This is a genomic window from Flavobacterium alvei, from assembly GCF_002920895.1.
Lineage (GTDB): Bacteria > Bacteroidota > Bacteroidia > Flavobacteriales > Flavobacteriaceae > Flavobacterium > Flavobacterium alvei.
Map to the genome: position 1 here is coordinate 113,503 of NZ_PQVG01000006.1, position 16,577 is coordinate 130,079.

A 16,577-nucleotide genomic window follows, 5' to 3' on the forward strand; every position below is an offset into this window, starting at 1 on the left:
GTCATTTATTTCAAATTCAATTGCAAGGCAAAGCAGGTTTTATTATCTTTGGTAATACTAAAAACCATTGCTTCCGAAGTTAGGTTTTCGTGAATAGCGACTTGGTCTTTTAATGACAATTCCTTTAGAAAATTCATTTCAAAACTTTCAATTTTTTGGTTTAGAATCAATTCTGTATCCACCAAATCCAAACACCATTCCAAATATTTTACATTATTTACGTGATTGACAATGTCTAAATCCGAAAGTGCCACGGTTTTTTCGAAGACCATTTCGGTTTCGCTACTGAAGTTGATTTTGGAAAAAGGTTTTTCGGTTGCTTTTTGTTCCGGATACAATTCAAAATGTTCGAAAGGCAAAGCCAAAGCTTCTGGTCGTCTAATTTTGGTATTGAAAACCGCCCAAAAAGTTTCGCAACCCACCATTTTTTTCCCGTTTACATACAATTCCAAAGCACGAACTGAACGGGAATTTTCGAGCGTGTTAATCCAGGTTTTTAACGTCACGACGTCTTTCCATTGGGGTAATTCCGTTATTTCAACCCGCATTCTGCTCAAAACCCAAGCCTGATTGAATTCCTGCATATCCGAAAAACTGATGCCACCAACTTCAGAATGTGCCGCCGCAGTCAGCTGCAAAATGTTGCACAAATCGGTATATTTTAGATATCCGTTGGGAAGACATTGGGTGAAATTAATCTCCCAATCTTTGCTGAATATGGAGGTGAAATTTTCTGCTATTGGCATTTTATTTCCTGTTTAAATTTTGAATTCCTTTACGTATTCAATTATGTTTTGTCTATCCGTCAAATAATCAAACCATTTGGTGTTTTCATTTCTTTTGAACCAAGTGAGCTGTCGTTTGGCAAATCGTCTCGTATTTTTCTTAATTTCTTCGATGGCAAATTCTAAACTGATTTCACCTTCAAAATAACGGAATAATTCTCGGTAACCTACGGTTTGCAGGGCGTTCAAGTCTTTGTGTGGGAGTAATGCTTTGGCTTCGACCAATAAACCTTCGTTTATCATAATATCTACACGCTGGTTGATTCGATCATAAATCACGCTTCTTTCAGCTTCCAAACCAATGAGGATGGGAGTGAAGTTGCGGGTGTTTTTCTTCAAGTTTAAAAACGAAGAATAGGGCTTTCCTGAACCTATGCAAACTTCCAAGGCACGCATCATTCGTTGCGGATTTTCTTTGGCCACGACTTCAAAATAATTGGGGTCGCGTTTTTCCAATTCGGTTTGCAGGTATTCAATTCCTAATTTTTCATAATTGGAAGTCACTTCCTCCCGAACCGAAACATCAATTTCGGGAAAATCGTCAAAGCCTTTCAAAACCGCATCGACATACAAGCCCGAACCACCAACCATTACTACATAGTCATTGGTTTGGAACAATTCGTCTAATTTAGAAATAGCTTCTTTTTCAAAATCGCCAACGGTGTAATTCTCGAAAATCGATTTGTTTTGGATGAAATGATGTTGCGCTCCAGCCAATTCTTCCATTGATGGAACAGCAGTGCCAATTTGCATTTCCTTGAAAAACTGTCGGCTGTCGCAGGAAATAATATCGCAATTAAATGCTTGTGCCAAATCGATACTCAAGGAAGTTTTTCCTATGGCTGTTGGTCCTACGATGGTAATTAGGTATTTCACTACTGTTAGAAATTGATAATCTTGATTGTTTTTGCTTTTCGCATATAACTTTGAATACTGTTTCGAGTATCACGATTGCTTTGCATCGGTGTGATGATGTTTCTCAAAATGTCGAGATTGTTGATTTGGTAATTCAAATCGTAGAAAGCATATCCTTTATACATGCCGCTTTCGACCAAAATCACGCTGCGTTCCGAAACGGTTCGGCCACGATCCAAAAGGGCGAAAGTTTTGTTGTCAAACAAGTTTTTGTCGATAAAGGCTTGAACCCTTTCGTTGTATTCGGATAGTGGTATTTCCCTGACGCAGGTTCCGTCACATTCGTTGGTCGTATGTTGAAAACAAGGCGTTTTGATTTCGTGCAAACCAGCCAATTTTGGACACAATTGGTAGTGGGAACTGATGCGAAACAAGGCATCTTTTCCTTCCTGCTGTGAAGTGTATGATTTGAGTTCTTTCTTTCTCCTGTCGGCCTTTTGTAATTTCAAATTCAGGTAACCATCAGCATCTTTTTCGACGTAAATCGCCCAAGAAAAGTTGGTTTTTGGCGACATTCGGTTGTAAATGGGTTTGTGAATTTTGATTTCTTCGGCTTCCTTCAAAAGAGCAATCAATTCGCTTCCCGTTTCTTCATACGTTACGGTAAACACTTCGTTTTGGATTTTTTTGGCACTTTTGGTAATTCCCGTAAAATGTTGGTTGACCCTTTTTCGAATGTTTCGGCTTTTACCAATAAATATGATTTTTCCGTCTTCTTTATGGATGTAATAAAGGCCTGTTTTGGATGGCAAACTTTCTACAATGTCCCTCAATTTGGGCGCAATGCCTTTTTGAATTTCAAATTTGATAAGGTCTTTTACAATTTCTTTGTCCAAATCTTTGTCCAAAAGCATTTTGAATAATTTCACAGTTGCCATTGCATCGCCACTCGCGCGATGTCTGTCGGCCATCGGAATTCCCAAGGCACGAACCAATTTTCCTAAGCTGTGCGAAGGTTGTTCGGGTAATAATCTTTTGGATAATTCGACCGTGCAAAGGGTTTTGATGTTGAAATCATAACCCAAACGACGAAATTCCGTGCGAAGAATTCGATAATCAAAATCGGCATTGTGTGCCACGAGAACACAATCATTAGTCATTTCGATAATGCGTTTGGCTATTTCAAAAAACTTGGGTGCCGAGCGCAACATCGCATTATTGATACCCGTCAATTTCACCACAAAAGGCTGAATCGGAATTTCGGGATTGACCAAACTGATGAACTGGTCCACTATTTCGTGACCGTCAAATTTATAGATGGCAATTTCCGTAATTCCTTCTTCGTTGAATTGTCCTCCGGTGGTTTCTATGTCGAGTATTGCGTACAAAATCAGTGTTCGGTGTTCAGTTTTTAGTGCTCAGTTGTCAAATCTGAAGTAAAAAAATCGTTAATCTTCAATCAAAAATCAATTTATCGCCCTCCAAAGATACTACTTCCTATCCGAACCATCGTACTTCCGCATTCAATTGCGAGTGGATAATCGCCGGACATTCCCATAGAAAGGGTTTTGGGTTCTAGGTTTAAGGTTTTAGGTTTTGTATCTAAATAATCAAAAATGGATTTCAAATGAGTGAATTCTTTCTTGATTTGTTCTTGATTGTCCGTGAAAGTCGCCATTCCCATTAATCCAACGATTCGAATGTTTTCCAATCCTTCTTTGTCATTCTGAACGAAGTGAAGAATCTCGTTGAGTTCTTCTTCATCAAGTCCAAATTTAGTTTCTTCTTCGGCAATATATATTTGAAGCAAACAATCGATAATTCTATTGTTTTTTTTGGCTTGTTTGTTGATTTCCTCCAATAATTTCAAGCTGTCCACGCCGTGAATCAAGCTTACGAACGGCGCCATAAATTTGACTTTATTCGTTTGGACGTGACCAATCATATGCCATTCGATGTCTTTTGGCATTGCTTCCCATTTATCGGCCATTTCCTGGATTTTGTTTTCGCCAAAAATGCGTTGACCCGCATCGTAAGCTTCCATCAAATCAGAGATAGGTTTGGTTTTAGAAACGGCAACAAGGGTTACGGTTGATGGTAAAGAGGATTTTATTTTGAGGAGGTTTTGTGCTATTGACATTTTTATTTTTTTTCATTATTATAAACTTGTACAAAATCAATTTCATCATCAATATATCCTTTCATCCAACCTTTCATTTTATTCTTGTTGTCAGATATTATTGTATCAAGAGAATTGACAATTTCTAATTTTATTTGGTCTAAATTTTTTGGAAAAGAACACATTTTAGATGTTACAAATTTTTTAAATGCTATATATTTTGGGTCTTTCAAATCATAATCTTTAATAATATCGACATCTTTATTATCTAAAAGCTCTTTTCCTAAAATTAAAGCAAAAAAAGGTTTACCTTTTTCAATGGCATAATTGTATTCCATTTCAGTATAAGATAATCCCGTGCTATTATCAATACTCCCATATCTTCCTCCTAGAATTAAAACATAAATATCAGAATCATCAATCCATTTTTTAATAACTTCCCATTGCGATTTATTGTTTGCAGAGAAAAGTTCCATTCCAGCAGGAATATGGCCTTTTTTTAATATTGCTTCTACCGCTGCCTGTCTTTCATTTATTAAATCTGTAAATGTTGAAGAAATAAATATTTGATATTTTTTTGTACTATGAAATTTTTTTATAAAAGGATCTTTATCAAATATGATTTCAGCGTCTAAATATTCTTTGGATTCTTCATTTTCTATTGGAATGAATGAAATAATATCTTTTTCAAAAATTTCAAGACTTTTAATAGCATCAATGATTTTTGAAAAATCTTTTTTAAGTTTATTTTTTTCTATGAAAAATTTAAAACAAATATTGAAAAAGTAATTGAAATGTTTTTTAATTTGTATTTTATTGGCTTCAAATGAATGGATGTATTTTTCATATGTATAATTAAGCCCAAAAATGAAGACTTCTGTATAATCTTCATTTTTTAAAAGTAAATACCCTCTTTTTTGAGATAAAATTTCTTTTTTACAAAAACTCCAAAAAGCGTCTAAATTATTTTCTTCTATAGTAAAATCAAATTCCTTTTGAGAAAAATGCTTACCCATTTCTAGTCTTTTAAGATTTGCTGATAATGGTTTTAAGTCTTTATGAACGTGATTTGTCATTTAATATGTTTTTTTTAGAAATTTAAAAACAAATTTAGTTTTTATTACTAAACTGTTTCGCTACTTTTTCCGCTTTTTTACTTTCACCATAATCATAAAATCCTTCACCTGATTTCACACCCAATTTTCCAGCACGAACCATGTTAACCAATAAAGGACAAGGAGCATATTTCGGGTTTTTGAAACCGTCATACATCACGTTCAAAATAGCCAAACAAACGTCAATCCCAATAAAATCAGCTAATTGCAAAGGTCCCATTGGATGTCCCATTCCAAGTTTCATTACAGTATCAATTTCATAAGCGCCAGCTACTTTATTGTAAAGCGTTTCGATTGCTTCGTTAATCATAGGCATCAAAATTCTATTGGCAACAAAACCTGGATAATCGTTGACTTCAACGGGAGTTTTACCCAGTTTTTGGGCTAAAGCCATAATGATTTTCGTCACTTCATCGCTTGTATTATAGCCTCGAATAATTTCGACCAATTTCATAATAGGCACAGGATTCATAAAGTGCATCCCGATCACTCGTTCTGGATGAGCTACAACAGCAGCGATTTGCGTGATGGAAATGGAAGAAGTATTGGTTGCAAAAATCGTATTGTGCGAACAAACTTCGTTTAATTGTTTGAAAATGTTGAGTTTTAATTCCACGTTTTCAGTTGCAGCTTCGACAACCAAATCAACGCCAACAACACCGTCTTTGATGTCGGTATAGGTAATGATATTGTTGATGGTTTTAAACTTTTCTTCCTCGGTTATAGTTCCTTTGGCAACCATTCGGTCTAAATTGGCAAAAATAGTTGCCATTCCTTTATCCAATGATTTTTCGGAAACATCGATTAATTTTACGGCAAAACCACTTTGAGCAAAAGTATGCGCAATTCCGTTACCCATTGTTCCTGCTCCAATTACGGCTATTATTTTCATATTTTATCTCTGTTTATTTTTCTAAAATGTGCAAAAATTCAGTTGTACTGCTTGCTATATGATTTCTATTTTCGGTCTTGTCGGCTTTAAAACGTTGGTAATTGGTGGTCACCAAATCGTATTTTCCGTATTTGGACATAATAGTTCTAATTTCGTCTTCGGACATTAAACCTTCGTTATTATAACTCAAAAAAGTATAATTGAAATTAGCGTTTTTTACTAACTCTTCAAAGGATTTTCTAACATTTGTTTTGCTACAATAATCCGAACGATTATAATCTCTAAGACCTGTTTTTCCTTTTGGAAGAAAGATGTCGTATTTTGCTATAGTGTTCAATAAGTGATAATTAGAACCGTATTGACGAGCATTATACGGTGGATCCAAATATAAAATATCGCCTTCGATTTTCTTTATTAAAAGATTGCTATCTTCATTGAAAACTTCGTGTTCGTTGTCGTTTATAGAGAAAATGGCAGGTTCCAAAACAAGGTTTTTCTGAGCCGATTTCTTAATTTTTTTTAAATAAGCACCATAAACCGAAGCGATATTAGCTACTTTATCGGCACTTTCTAATAAGGAAGCCAAAAGGAAAAAATAGGTTTTTGAATTTATGATTTTATCATTTTTCCAACTTTCTATTTGTTGCCGAATGGCATCTATTTTTTTTCCGTTTTCTTCAGAAAAATAGAGTCTTTCTTTTGCTCCGTTTTCGGAATATTCATTAAAAATAAAGCCTTCAATTCCGTTGAGATGATTGAGTTCTTCTATAATGGAATGGGAATCTAATATCTCGTGATTTTCTATATAATTTTTATTCAAAACATAGCTGTAATATTCTAAATCATTGCTGATAACTTTTTTTACATTGGGTTTAAAAGTTCTGCCCACAATTCCGGTTCCAGCAAATAAATCACAAAATGTTTTTTGGGATAAATTGTCCCCAGCTACTGAATTTATTGTGTCTTGAATAAAAAAAGATAACTTTTTTTTTGAGCCGATGTAATTCATAAAGTATTAATTTTCAACCCAAAACAGGTCGGATAAAATGGTGTTATTTATAATTTAATTTGGTGGATTCAATTTTAAATTTAGAATCCACTTAATTTTTTTTGTTTATTTCTTTAAATATATTTGGTCTTTAACATAAGTATTATTCAGCCAAAAACAATGTTTTGTATATTCCATTTGTTTTGTTAATTTGTCTTTTTTTGGCAATTCATAAGTATCTAAAGCATTTGTTGCGTGAGGACGAACGTGAGAAATAGAACTAAATTTCTTGTTAGGAAAATTCGTGAAACGAATTTCCTTGCCTTTTTTATTAGTTTTTATTTCTTTTACGATTTCGCCTTTTGCAACAATTTGTTTTGTTTTTGTCCAAACTTTTTCAACTTCAATTAAGTCCAAATATGACATATTCCAAAATTTCACTTTTCGTAGAATTAGTTTTTCGTTCTCGAATTGAAAGAAAACAAAAAGGAATTTATGCTCCAAAACATCTTTAAAATCTGAATCTTCCCAATTTTGATTTACAATTTCTTCGTACTTAAAATTCGGAAATGAAATATCTTCTTTTGGTAAATCATTTTCTTTTAAGCGAACTGTTTTTACAATAATTTCTGCTTTTTCAAATTCTTCAATTTCTTTATCAAGTTCAATTCCGAGAATTGCTTTTGTCAAATTAGCGTAAAAACTTTTAGCTTTTGTATTGATTTTGATTTTTAAAATTTCTTCTTAAATATAATTTCAAAAATACAGCTTTTAATTGAATATTTAGCATAATCCGCATTCATTTATGATACATATTGTCTGTTGATCAAAACATACAATATGTATAGTTTTGTTTTATGATAAACAAATTTCTTTTAAACGAATTTGGAGGTAGAATTAAGCAATTGCGCCTTCAAAAAAACATTAGCCAAGAAAAATTATCCTTTTTGACTGGTTTCCACAGAACATATATTGGAATGATAGAAAGAGGAGAGAGAAATATTTCACTTTCAAATATGGCAGTGTTTGCTAAAGTTTTTGAGATAAATATTTCTGAACTATTAGATTTAAAAACGATAAACCCAAATCATAATTACAAGAATTATGAAATAAAATCTGAAAAATAATGTCAAGAAAACACTCATTTGTATTGACATTATCAAATAATGTTACAGAAAAAGAAGGTGTAAATTTTCTAATTGAAAATTATACAGGATTTTTCAAAATCGATTTAGCAACAAAAAAGGAATTATTAGATTTACTTAAAATTGAACATAGATTTTTACAAGCTTTTGACTTAATTTATGTTCCTGAAATGGTTGGAAAGATTGCAGATACTGGATTTATTCAAACTTATTTAGAAGATATAATTCTAGTTGAATTAAAAACCACAAAAAAATATTTGCCTGAAAATCCCAAAGGTTTCTTTTTTGGTGCAACTGAAAATGAATTTAATTTTGGTAAAATTCTTGGTTCAAGATTTAGATTTTGCTTTGTAAGTTTAAATGAAAAAGGTTCTTCGTTTGCATTTTTAACTTTGGAAGAATTAGAAGAAAGAATAAAAAACAGAAGAATTCAATATCAAATTAATTTATAATTTAATAATTGTTTTGTTGTAATTTATTTGGTCAATATGAAAAATAATATTTTCATAATCTTTTTCATTACAATCATTTTTCTCTAATTTTTCAGCTAAACTTTTTACAGAATTGTATGATTGATGCATTTCGTTTTCATCTTCTTCATCAATATTATTAACATTATAAATTATGTTTTCAGGATTAAAAGTTTCTGACCATTGATATAATTCTGAAATAATCAAATCTTTTTTGTTATTTATTTTATCGATAATGTTCATATTTATTGCGGCTTTGCGTTAGGGATTGAAGAGGAAATCCTTTTGTTTTTTTCTTTAAAAAACAAAAGATTGGAACGGAAAGCCCGACCTTGGGGAACGCCCAAAATATCTACATTTTCTAAAAAACAAATATTTTGGTTTGTTTTCTTTTTCGCTTAAGATTTTATGAATTGACCACCACAAAACACCTTTTTTTCCAATTAATCCTTTTGAATTTTTTAGCGTTGTTGCAACTGAATAATCTTGGCAAGGAAAACCGCCAACCAACAAGTCGTGATCAGGAATTTCAGATATTTCTACAGTTGAAATGTCTTTATTTGAATGATTTTTTTTGTCCCAACGAGTTTCATATACCATTGAAGCGTGTTGTACTTTGGTTGATGGGTCCCATTGATTGCTCCAAACAACTTCGTAAGGACTTTCAAAATTTTCTTTGTAATTAGAAGATGCAGATTTGTTATTCCATCCTTCTAATCCAAGTCGAAATCCACCAACTCCAGCAAATAATTCAATAACTTTTATTTTATTTTGCATTGTTTACTGTTTTTAGGTATTTAACTTTTTCTTCGGCAACTTTTAATATACTCAAATCTGCTTCCTCCTCAAGGATTTTGTAAGCAATTTGATCACTTAAAAATTCCGATTTTAATTCTTTTTTGTCAACTTGAAAATACACAGCTACTTGGTTAATAATTTGTTTTGTTGGTTGTCTTTCGTTTCGTTCAATTTTCGCAAGTAATGAAGCGTCCATTCCAAAATTATCTGCTACAGTTTTTAAAGTCTGTCCTGTTTCCTCTCTTAAACTTCTTAAATGTTCACCAAAAGAAGGATGTTTTTTTTCTATTGTCATTTGGTCATATTTTGTCCAAAAATACAAATATTTAAAAAATGGACAAATAAAGTCCAGTTATTTTTTAAGAAAAGTTCAATTTTAAAAGTTCTGCCCACAATTCCGGTTCCGGCAAATAAATCGCAAAAGGTTTTTTGAGACAAATCATCTCCAACTATTGAATTTACAGTGGTTTGGATGAAGGAAGATAATTTTTGTTTGGAGCCTATGTAGTTCATAAAGTATTAATTTTCAACCCAAATCAGGTCTGATAAAATGGTGTTGTTTTCTAAATTGAGTTGAAATAAATTTTCAGAATTGAAATTTTCGACATACTTATCAATCTCAGATTTCAAGAGTTTAATTTCAGATTTTAATTTCCAATGTTCCTTGTTTTTTTCGACCAAAACGATGAATAATCTGTTTTTCAAATGCTTTCTACTTTCCTGACTTTGGTTTGAATACAACCATTGAATCAATTCGGCAGGATTGTTTTTAGCGTAAGCTACGGTTTGGTTAAAACCAATTGGAAAAACGGTTGTTTTGTGGTCAAAGCAAGTTGTATTTATAGTAAAATCAATTAGTTTGTCGAATTTATTTATGTTGGGTGTTACTTTTTCGTGCAAGGAAAATAGGTTTTCAACGGCTTCGGCCGACCAAAAATTGAACCATCTATTCAAGGCATAATCGCGAACTTTTTCATCAAATGAAGCTGTTTTTTCTAATAATTTTTCAAAAGAATAGGTTGTGTAAATAAAACTTGTTTTTGCATCCCAATCGTCAGACTGTTTTCGGCCCCATTTGTAGGGATGAGCCAATCTTTTTTTTAATTCAGTTTCAACTCGTAATAAATCCATAATTTAAAATTTGTTTTTTGAATTCAAATTGTGATTAAAAAATACTGTGATCGAAAGGTTATTTTTATCTTGCTATTTATTAGCTTTATTCCTTAAGATTAATATTAAAATTGAAGTATTTATCTAAATCTTCTTTAATAACTTCATATTCATTTTCGTTGATATATTTGTTGCTATATAGCCAAATATATCTTTCATACTGAACAGTATATGGTAATATTGGATCAATTATAAAATATTTTTTTCTGTAAAATTCAATTTGTTTTTTGTAAACCAGTTCGATGAATCTGTCAACTTCCAACGCATTCTTTTTTGTATATATAAAATAGAAAAGTTTTGAAGAATCAATATGCTTTTCATCATAATCCTCAAACAATGATTTTAATAAGAATATGGAACCAAATGCAATTGAAAAAAACAGACTTAAAAGTAAATTTTTTGAGAGTTTTAAATATTCAGATGAGATATAAATTGCAAAAACAAAATTTAAAACAATTGACAAATAAGCAATTAAAGTAAAACCATTTTGTTTTGTTTTAGTAATAAAATGAGTGTTTTTTATTTCTTCTAACGGAATATTATATTTTAGTTTATGTTTTGCTGTATTTAAATCTACAATTATCTCATCATCTAAGATCTCAAATAATTGCTTTTGACTTCGATATTTAATCTCTAGTTTATTATCCATTTATTACTACTTCTTAAAACAATCAATAATTTGATATGCCACTCTCAAAGCTTCTGTAGCTTGTTCCAAAGTTACAATAGGAGTAGTGTCATTATTGATGGCATCGGCAAAAGATTCCAATTCGTCGAGAATGGCGTTGTTTTGCTCCACATCGGGATTGGAAAAGTAGATTTGTTTTTTTACACCTTCGGCATTTTGTAGAATAATATCAAAATCTCCAGGAATTTCGGGAGCGTCTTTCATTTTTACCACCTCACATTTTTTTTCCAAAAAGTCCACCGAGATATAAGCATCTTTCTGGAAAAAGCGTGATTTACGCATATTTTTCAGGGAAATTCGACTTGCTGTTAGATTAGCAACACAGCCATTTTCGAATTCAATTCGAGCATTGGCAATATCAGGAGTTTCACTAATTACCGAAACTCCACTGGCGTGAATGTCTTTCACTTTTGATTTGACAACGCTCAAAATCGCATCAATATCGTGAATCATTAAGTCTAAAACTACGGGAACATCAGTACCACGAGGATTGAATTCTGCCAAACGATGCGTTTCAATAAACATCGGATTTTCAATCATATTCTTGGTCGCTTTGAACGCAGGATTAAATCTTTCGACGTGACCTACTTGACCTTTTACATTGTATTCTTTGGCTAGTGCTATAATTTCTTCGGCTTCGGCAACCGTATTTGAAATTGGTTTTTCTATAAAGACATGTTTACCCGATTTGATAGCCACTTTAGCACATTTGAAGTGAGAAAGTGTAGGTGTTACAATATCGATAACATCAACAGCGTGAATAAGAGTAGCAATTGTGGAGAATTGTTTATAGCCAAATTCGTTGGCTACTTTTGCTCCGTTTTCTTGATTTTCGTCATAAAAACCAACTAATTCATATTTTTCAGATTGTTGTAATAATCTTAAATGTATTTTTCCAAGATGCCCAGCACCTAAAACCCCAACTTTTAACATAAAAATGATTTTTAACAAATGTATAATTTATTTGTTTATTGTTTGAATTTTGGGTTTAAAGTTTTTGGAAAATCTTACTTGATTTTTGAGTTTTTTAAGTTTAATTTTACCGAAACAATTAACTCCAAATTTTGAAAGATACTGCCAAACATCAAGGGCTTCGCAATCAATTAGTAAGCCTTTTGAAAGAAAAAGGAATTACAGATAAAGCGGTTTTGGAAGCCATAAATAAAATTCCGAGACATCTGTTTTTAAATTCTAGCTTTTCAGATTATGCTTATCAAGATAAAGCATTTCCGATAGGAGCAGGGCAAACTATTTCGCAACCTTATACTGTGGCTTTTCAAAGTCAGTTGTTAGAAGTAAAAAAAGACGATAAAATTTTGGAAATTGGAACTGGTTCAGGTTATCAAACTGCTGTTTTGTGTTTGATGGGAGCCAAGGTTTACAGTGTCGAAAGACAAAAAGAATTATTCAAACAAACATCGGCATTATTACCCAAATTAGGTGTTAGACCTAAACATCTTTCTTTTGGTGATGGTTACAAAGGTTTGCCTAATCACGCTCCTTTTGATAGTATAATTGTAACGGCTGGTGCGCCAATAATTCCACAAGCTTTGATGGCTCAATTAAAAATAGGAGGAAGGATTGTGATTCCGGTGGGGGAAGACACACAAATTATGACACTTCTGATCCGGAAAAATGAAACTCAATTTGAGAAACATGAATTTGGTGATTTTAAATTTGTGCCTTTGTTAGAAAATAAAAAATAAAAGTAAAACTTACAAATAAAATATCTTTTTACATTAAAAATTGACAGAAATTATTACATTTACTCATTAAATTTATACTTTACTTAATGAGAAAAACATTTTATATAGTTTTACTACTATGTGCCAACTTTATTTACTCTCAAGATTACACCAATGTTATTAATTTATTAATTAATAATAAAAGAGAAGAAGCTAGAAAGTTATTTGACAAACAATTTGATAAAACGAAAACAACAAATATTGATTTATTGTTTTTAGATGCTTTTATTGATGAAGAATCGGGTAAAATAGATTTTGATGATACATTAATCCGAAATTTAGAAAAACTCCCTAATTCAGAAAATTATATTGCTCCTTTTATTAATAGAAATATGGTTCTTGCTAATATTTCTAATGGTCTTTGCAACGATTTGACCTATAAAAAAATTGATTTCTTGGCATCTTCGCCAAAGTTTGGAAAATTGCCTATTGTAATATATCGCAAAGCTATTTTAGATCGAATAAGAATGAGATATGATAGTTCGTTAAAATTATTTGATGAACTTGGAGCTATAACTCAATGGCAGTTTTGTGGAGTATTCGAAAACTTAAACAGTAGCGGTTTAGATATTGAATATGAACCAGAATTGTATGCCAAAAATGACAAACTTTTTGATGCAAATAGTAATGGAAAAATAGGGTGGTATAACCCTAAAGAAGCTTTGGCAGAAGGGTATCATTTTTTTGCAAATGAAGGCGAATATGGAAACGGAATAATTTATGCACAAACCTTTATTCAAGCAAATGAAAAAAAAGATTATGTCTTGAGTTTTGGAGCAAATTCTGGTCTAAAAATATTTTTGAATGATAAAGAAATATATGTAAATCAGGATGTTAAGCGAACTAATTTAGACGCATATAATATAAAAATCGCATTGAAAAAAGGGAACAATAGATTATTGTTTAAATTAGAAATGCAAAATGGAGGGGATTATTTTTCGGCTCAAATTAAGAATTTAGACACTACAATTGCTAGGGATTTAAAGTTTTTGAACACTTTTCAGCCCTATGAAGTATCAATATTCGAGAATAGTAATGCTGAAGAAATAAAACTTAATTATGAACAATATTTTGATGAGTTAGTCAAAAAAAATCCTGATAATTTATTGTATCGTTTATTTCAGTTTACAGCATACGAATCAAATTTTAAAAAAAACGAAGCATTTGAATCAATAGAAGGATTAGATAAGAAATATCCAAATAGCTCGTTTATAGCGAATTATTTTTTGAGATATTATGATTTACTAGGAGATGAAGCTGCAAAAAGACAAGAAATACTAAAAAATATAGAAAACAACGATATTGATTATTATTTAAATACATTTTCCAAATTTACTGATACTGCTTGGTTAACAAATACTTCTGTGCAAGAGTTAGAAAAATATAGAGATATATCCAAACAATATAAACAAAGATATGGAGAGTTGATGTTTGATTTTATGTTGGCCTCAAGAAAAGCTGATATTGATGGGATGTTCAAGTATCTCAATGATTTAAATGAGAATTCGTATAATAATGAAAAGTTTAAGATACTTACAGCCAATTTGTATTCTAAATTGAAGAATGACAAGGCGAAATCAATAACTTTATTAGAAGAGATTTCGAAAGAAAAAAGTATTAACGAAGTAGAAAATTTGTTGATTAATTATTATAATGATATAAATAGAAAAGAAGAAGCTAAAAATATCATTACCAATAGAATAGACAAATTCCCTTGTCTTAATTCATTTAGAAATGATTATATCTCCATCCTAACTGATGAAAACCAATATCAAAAAGCACTGGAATTAATAAATGAAAATCTAAGTTATTTTCCCTATTCATTTACTAATTTAGAAAAAAAGGCCAATATTTATAGTTTGATGAAAAAAGATAAAGAAGCTGAAAAATATATCAGATTGTCTTTAGAACACAATTCAGAAAATGGAAATTTAAGAAAACAACTATACGACATTACAAAAACACCGGATGAAATAGAAGAGGTTGCAACTAAAAATTGCTACAAATTAGCAAATGAAAGAAAAAATTCAAAACTAAAAAGCGATTATGGAGTTGTAGTTTTATTAGACGAATATATTGTGAATATTTTGCCAGAGGGTGGTAGAAAGTCTAAATGCACTTATTTATATGAAATAACATCCGAAAGCGGAATAGAAGAAATGAAAGAATATTCACTTGACTTGAGTAATACAATTTTAAAATCCGAAATTATTAAATCAGATGGTACATTAGTCCCAGCCGAAAAGGGCGATGACACACTTGTATTTTCAAATTTAAAAATAGGAGATGTTATTTATATTCAATACGAAGTGCAAGAAAATACAACTGGGAGATTTTACAAAGATTTTAATATTTCCTGTTATTTTGATAGTAAATATCCATCTGTAGAATCTATTTTTGGACTTATTCACGAGCCGAATGTAAATTATAGTACAGATTATAGTAACGGTTTGGTAGAATCAACTACAAAAAAAATAGGAAATAAAATAGGCACAGTTTGGAAACGAAATAATATACCAGCAATTCCTTTGTTAGAAAATTACTCTATAAATTTTAATGATCTAACTAATAAAGTAAGAGTAAGTACGATTAAATCGTGGAAAGATATATCAAACTGGTATGCTGATTTAGTTAAGAAAAATTTGAAAGTTGATAAAACTACAAAAACTGTATTTGATCAAATTTTTCCAGAAGGCTCACAAATTTTTTCACAAGAAGAAATAGCCAAAAAAATTTACTCCTACATAGAAACGAACATTAATTATAGTTCTTTAGATTTTAGACAAAGCGGTTATGTTCCGCAAAAACCTTCCAAAACAATTACAACAAGATTAGGAGATTGTAAGGATGTTTCAACTTTGTTTGTTGTCTTAGCACAGCAAGCTGGATTAAAAGCTAATTTAGTTTTGGTTTTAACCAATGACAATAGTTCAAATTCATTAAAATTGCCATCAAGAGATTTTAATCATTGTATCGTAAGAGTAACAATCGATAATAAAGAAGTATTTCTTGAACTTACAGATAAGTTTTTACCTTTCAAAGCATTGCCAATAACTTTATATAAAGCTCAGGCTCTTGTAATCTCTTTTGACAAAGCAATAAACGAAAATTCATCATTGATTAATATTCCTTTTGAAAATGCTATTCAAAATAGTGTTAAAACTTATTCTGTAGTTACCATAGATGATAAATTGAAATCGTTTGTAAATACGCATACTATTCAAGGAGCAAATAAATCGTACTATAACGAATTATTTTCATCTTCGACTACTGATGATGTTCGTTCAAAAGATTTTGAAAAGAATTTCAATAATCAATTAAAGAAGGTAGTTTCGTTGCAATCTGTTAAATTGGTCTCCAATGAAGTCTTTGATAAGGAGATTACTTTTGAATCAAAATTTTCAATTTCTGAAAGCTTACAAAAAGTGGGAAGTTTAAAAATTACTGAAATTCCATTTATTGATAATGTATACACAAGAGATATAATAGCCACCGATACTAGAAAATTTGATATACAATATATAGATTATGAAAATAGTAATCAATATGATTCGGAAGTGATTTTAAATATTCCTTCAGATAAAACATTCTCTGAAATTCCAGAAAACAAATCATTCAATTTCCTTAATCATAATTATTCAATAACATATCAATTAATAAATAATAATTCATTAAAAGTTAACAGGAAAGTAACAATTCCTTGGGATAATATTTCTACAACTCAGTATGTAGAATTTAAAAAATTTGTTGAAAAAATCGTTGAAACTGAAGAACAAATAGTAGGATTTAAATAAAAACTATCCCATT

At 30.9% G+C, this 16,577-nt stretch carries 19 protein-coding genes; 4 read left to right on the forward strand and 15 right to left on the reverse strand.

From position 1 onward, the window contains the following. Positions 1-5 precede the first annotated feature (5 nt). The 8 genes from C3L50_RS11380 to C3L50_RS11415 all read right to left on the reverse strand — a co-directional run bounded on the left by C3L50_RS11380 (position 6) and on the right by C3L50_RS11415 (position 7,444). A complete protein-coding gene (locus tag C3L50_RS11380; RefSeq protein WP_103806309.1) occupies positions 6-746 on the reverse strand; it encodes an acyl-[acyl-carrier-protein] thioesterase in 741 nt (246 codons plus the stop codon). 12 nt (positions 747-758) lie between these two features. Continuing rightward, a complete protein-coding gene (miaA, locus tag C3L50_RS11385; RefSeq protein ID WP_103806310.1) occupies positions 759-1,661 on the reverse strand; it encodes a tRNA (adenosine(37)-N6)-dimethylallyltransferase MiaA in 903 nt (300 codons plus the stop codon). Between the two features lie 5 nt (positions 1,662-1,666). Further along, positions 1,667-3,028, reverse strand: a complete 1,362-nt coding sequence (locus tag C3L50_RS11390) for an exonuclease domain-containing protein (protein ID WP_103806311.1) — start codon at positions 3,026-3,028, stop codon at positions 1,667-1,669. Positions 3,029-3,111: 83 nt separating this feature from the next. Then, on the reverse strand, positions 3,112-3,780 hold the full coding sequence (locus tag C3L50_RS11395; RefSeq protein WP_103806312.1) for a YggS family pyridoxal phosphate-dependent enzyme: 669 nt from the start codon (positions 3,778-3,780) through the stop codon (positions 3,112-3,114). 2 nt (positions 3,781-3,782) lie between these two features. Continuing rightward, a complete protein-coding gene (locus C3L50_RS11400; RefSeq protein ID WP_207764327.1) occupies positions 3,783-4,835 on the reverse strand; it encodes a DUF4062 domain-containing protein in 1,053 nt (350 codons plus the stop codon). 34 nt (positions 4,836-4,869) lie between these two features. Continuing rightward, on the reverse strand, positions 4,870-5,766 hold the full coding sequence (locus C3L50_RS11405; RefSeq protein WP_103806313.1) for a 3-hydroxyacyl-CoA dehydrogenase family protein: 897 nt from the start codon (positions 5,764-5,766) through the stop codon (positions 4,870-4,872). A gap of 13 nt (positions 5,767-5,779) precedes the next feature. After that, positions 5,780-6,775, reverse strand: coding sequence for a DNA adenine methylase (locus C3L50_RS11410; RefSeq protein ID WP_103806314.1), 996 nt, complete (start codon positions 6,773-6,775; stop codon positions 5,780-5,782). 105 nt (positions 6,776-6,880) lie between these two features. Beyond that, positions 6,881-7,444 carry a hypothetical protein gene (locus C3L50_RS11415; RefSeq protein WP_207764328.1) on the reverse strand — a complete coding sequence of 188 codons (564 nt, stop codon included), beginning with the start codon at positions 7,442-7,444 and terminating at the stop codon, positions 6,881-6,883. Between the two features lie 167 nt (positions 7,445-7,611). Between C3L50_RS11415 and C3L50_RS11420 the strand changes: the two genes are divergently transcribed. Then, positions 7,612-7,881 (forward strand): helix-turn-helix domain-containing protein, encoded by a 270-nt coding sequence (locus C3L50_RS11420; RefSeq protein ID WP_103806315.1) that lies wholly within the window; start codon positions 7,612-7,614, stop codon positions 7,879-7,881. A 23-nt stretch (positions 7,882-7,904) separates the two neighbouring features. Continuing rightward, positions 7,905-8,351 carry a hypothetical protein gene (locus C3L50_RS11425; protein ID WP_133158880.1) on the forward strand — a complete coding sequence of 149 codons (447 nt, stop codon included), beginning with the start codon at positions 7,905-7,907 and terminating at the stop codon, positions 8,349-8,351. On the opposite strand, the gene C3L50_RS11430 is transcribed toward C3L50_RS11425, so the two are convergent. From C3L50_RS11430 to C3L50_RS11460, 7 genes are all read right to left on the reverse strand, one after another. Continuing rightward, on the reverse strand, positions 8,346-8,612 hold the full coding sequence (locus tag C3L50_RS11430) for a hypothetical protein (RefSeq protein ID WP_103806317.1): 267 nt from the start codon (positions 8,610-8,612) through the stop codon (positions 8,346-8,348). The two genes, C3L50_RS11425 and C3L50_RS11430, sit on opposite strands and share 6 nt — an antisense overlap. A gap of 54 nt (positions 8,613-8,666) precedes the next feature. After that, a complete protein-coding gene (dcm, locus tag C3L50_RS11435; RefSeq protein ID WP_243400373.1) occupies positions 8,667-9,146 on the reverse strand; it encodes a DNA (cytosine-5-)-methyltransferase in 480 nt (159 codons plus the stop codon). Next, complete coding sequence (locus tag C3L50_RS11440) at positions 9,136-9,462, reverse strand: helix-turn-helix domain-containing protein (RefSeq protein ID WP_103806318.1); 327 nt, start codon at positions 9,460-9,462, stop codon at positions 9,136-9,138. Before C3L50_RS11440 ends, dcm begins: the two co-directional genes overlap by 11 nt. After that, positions 9,459-9,680, reverse strand: coding sequence for a DNA adenine methylase (locus C3L50_RS11445; protein WP_103806319.1), 222 nt, complete (start codon positions 9,678-9,680; stop codon positions 9,459-9,461). The genes C3L50_RS11440 and C3L50_RS11445 overlap by 4 nt, the downstream gene beginning before the upstream one ends. A 6-nt stretch (positions 9,681-9,686) precedes the next feature. Beyond that, positions 9,687-10,298, reverse strand: coding sequence for a hypothetical protein (locus C3L50_RS11450; RefSeq protein ID WP_103806320.1), 612 nt, complete (start codon positions 10,296-10,298; stop codon positions 9,687-9,689). Positions 10,299-10,383: 85 nt separating this feature from the next. Then, on the reverse strand, positions 10,384-10,986 hold the full coding sequence (locus tag C3L50_RS11455) for a hypothetical protein (protein WP_103806321.1): 603 nt from the start codon (positions 10,984-10,986) through the stop codon (positions 10,384-10,386). 6 nt (positions 10,987-10,992) lie between these two features. Next, on the reverse strand, positions 10,993-11,958 hold the full coding sequence (locus C3L50_RS11460) for a Gfo/Idh/MocA family protein (RefSeq protein ID WP_103806322.1): 966 nt from the start codon (positions 11,956-11,958) through the stop codon (positions 10,993-10,995). A 131-nt stretch (positions 11,959-12,089) separates the two neighbouring features. Here C3L50_RS11460 and C3L50_RS11465 point away from each other — a divergent pair, with 131 nt between their 5' ends. Continuing rightward, on the forward strand, positions 12,090-12,731 hold the full coding sequence (locus C3L50_RS11465; protein ID WP_103806323.1) for a protein-L-isoaspartate(D-aspartate) O-methyltransferase: 642 nt from the start codon (positions 12,090-12,092) through the stop codon (positions 12,729-12,731). 86 nt (positions 12,732-12,817) lie between these two features. Then, complete coding sequence (locus C3L50_RS11470) at positions 12,818-16,564, forward strand: transglutaminase domain-containing protein (protein WP_103806324.1); 3,747 nt, start codon at positions 12,818-12,820, stop codon at positions 16,562-16,564. Positions 16,565-16,577 lie beyond the last annotated feature (13 nt).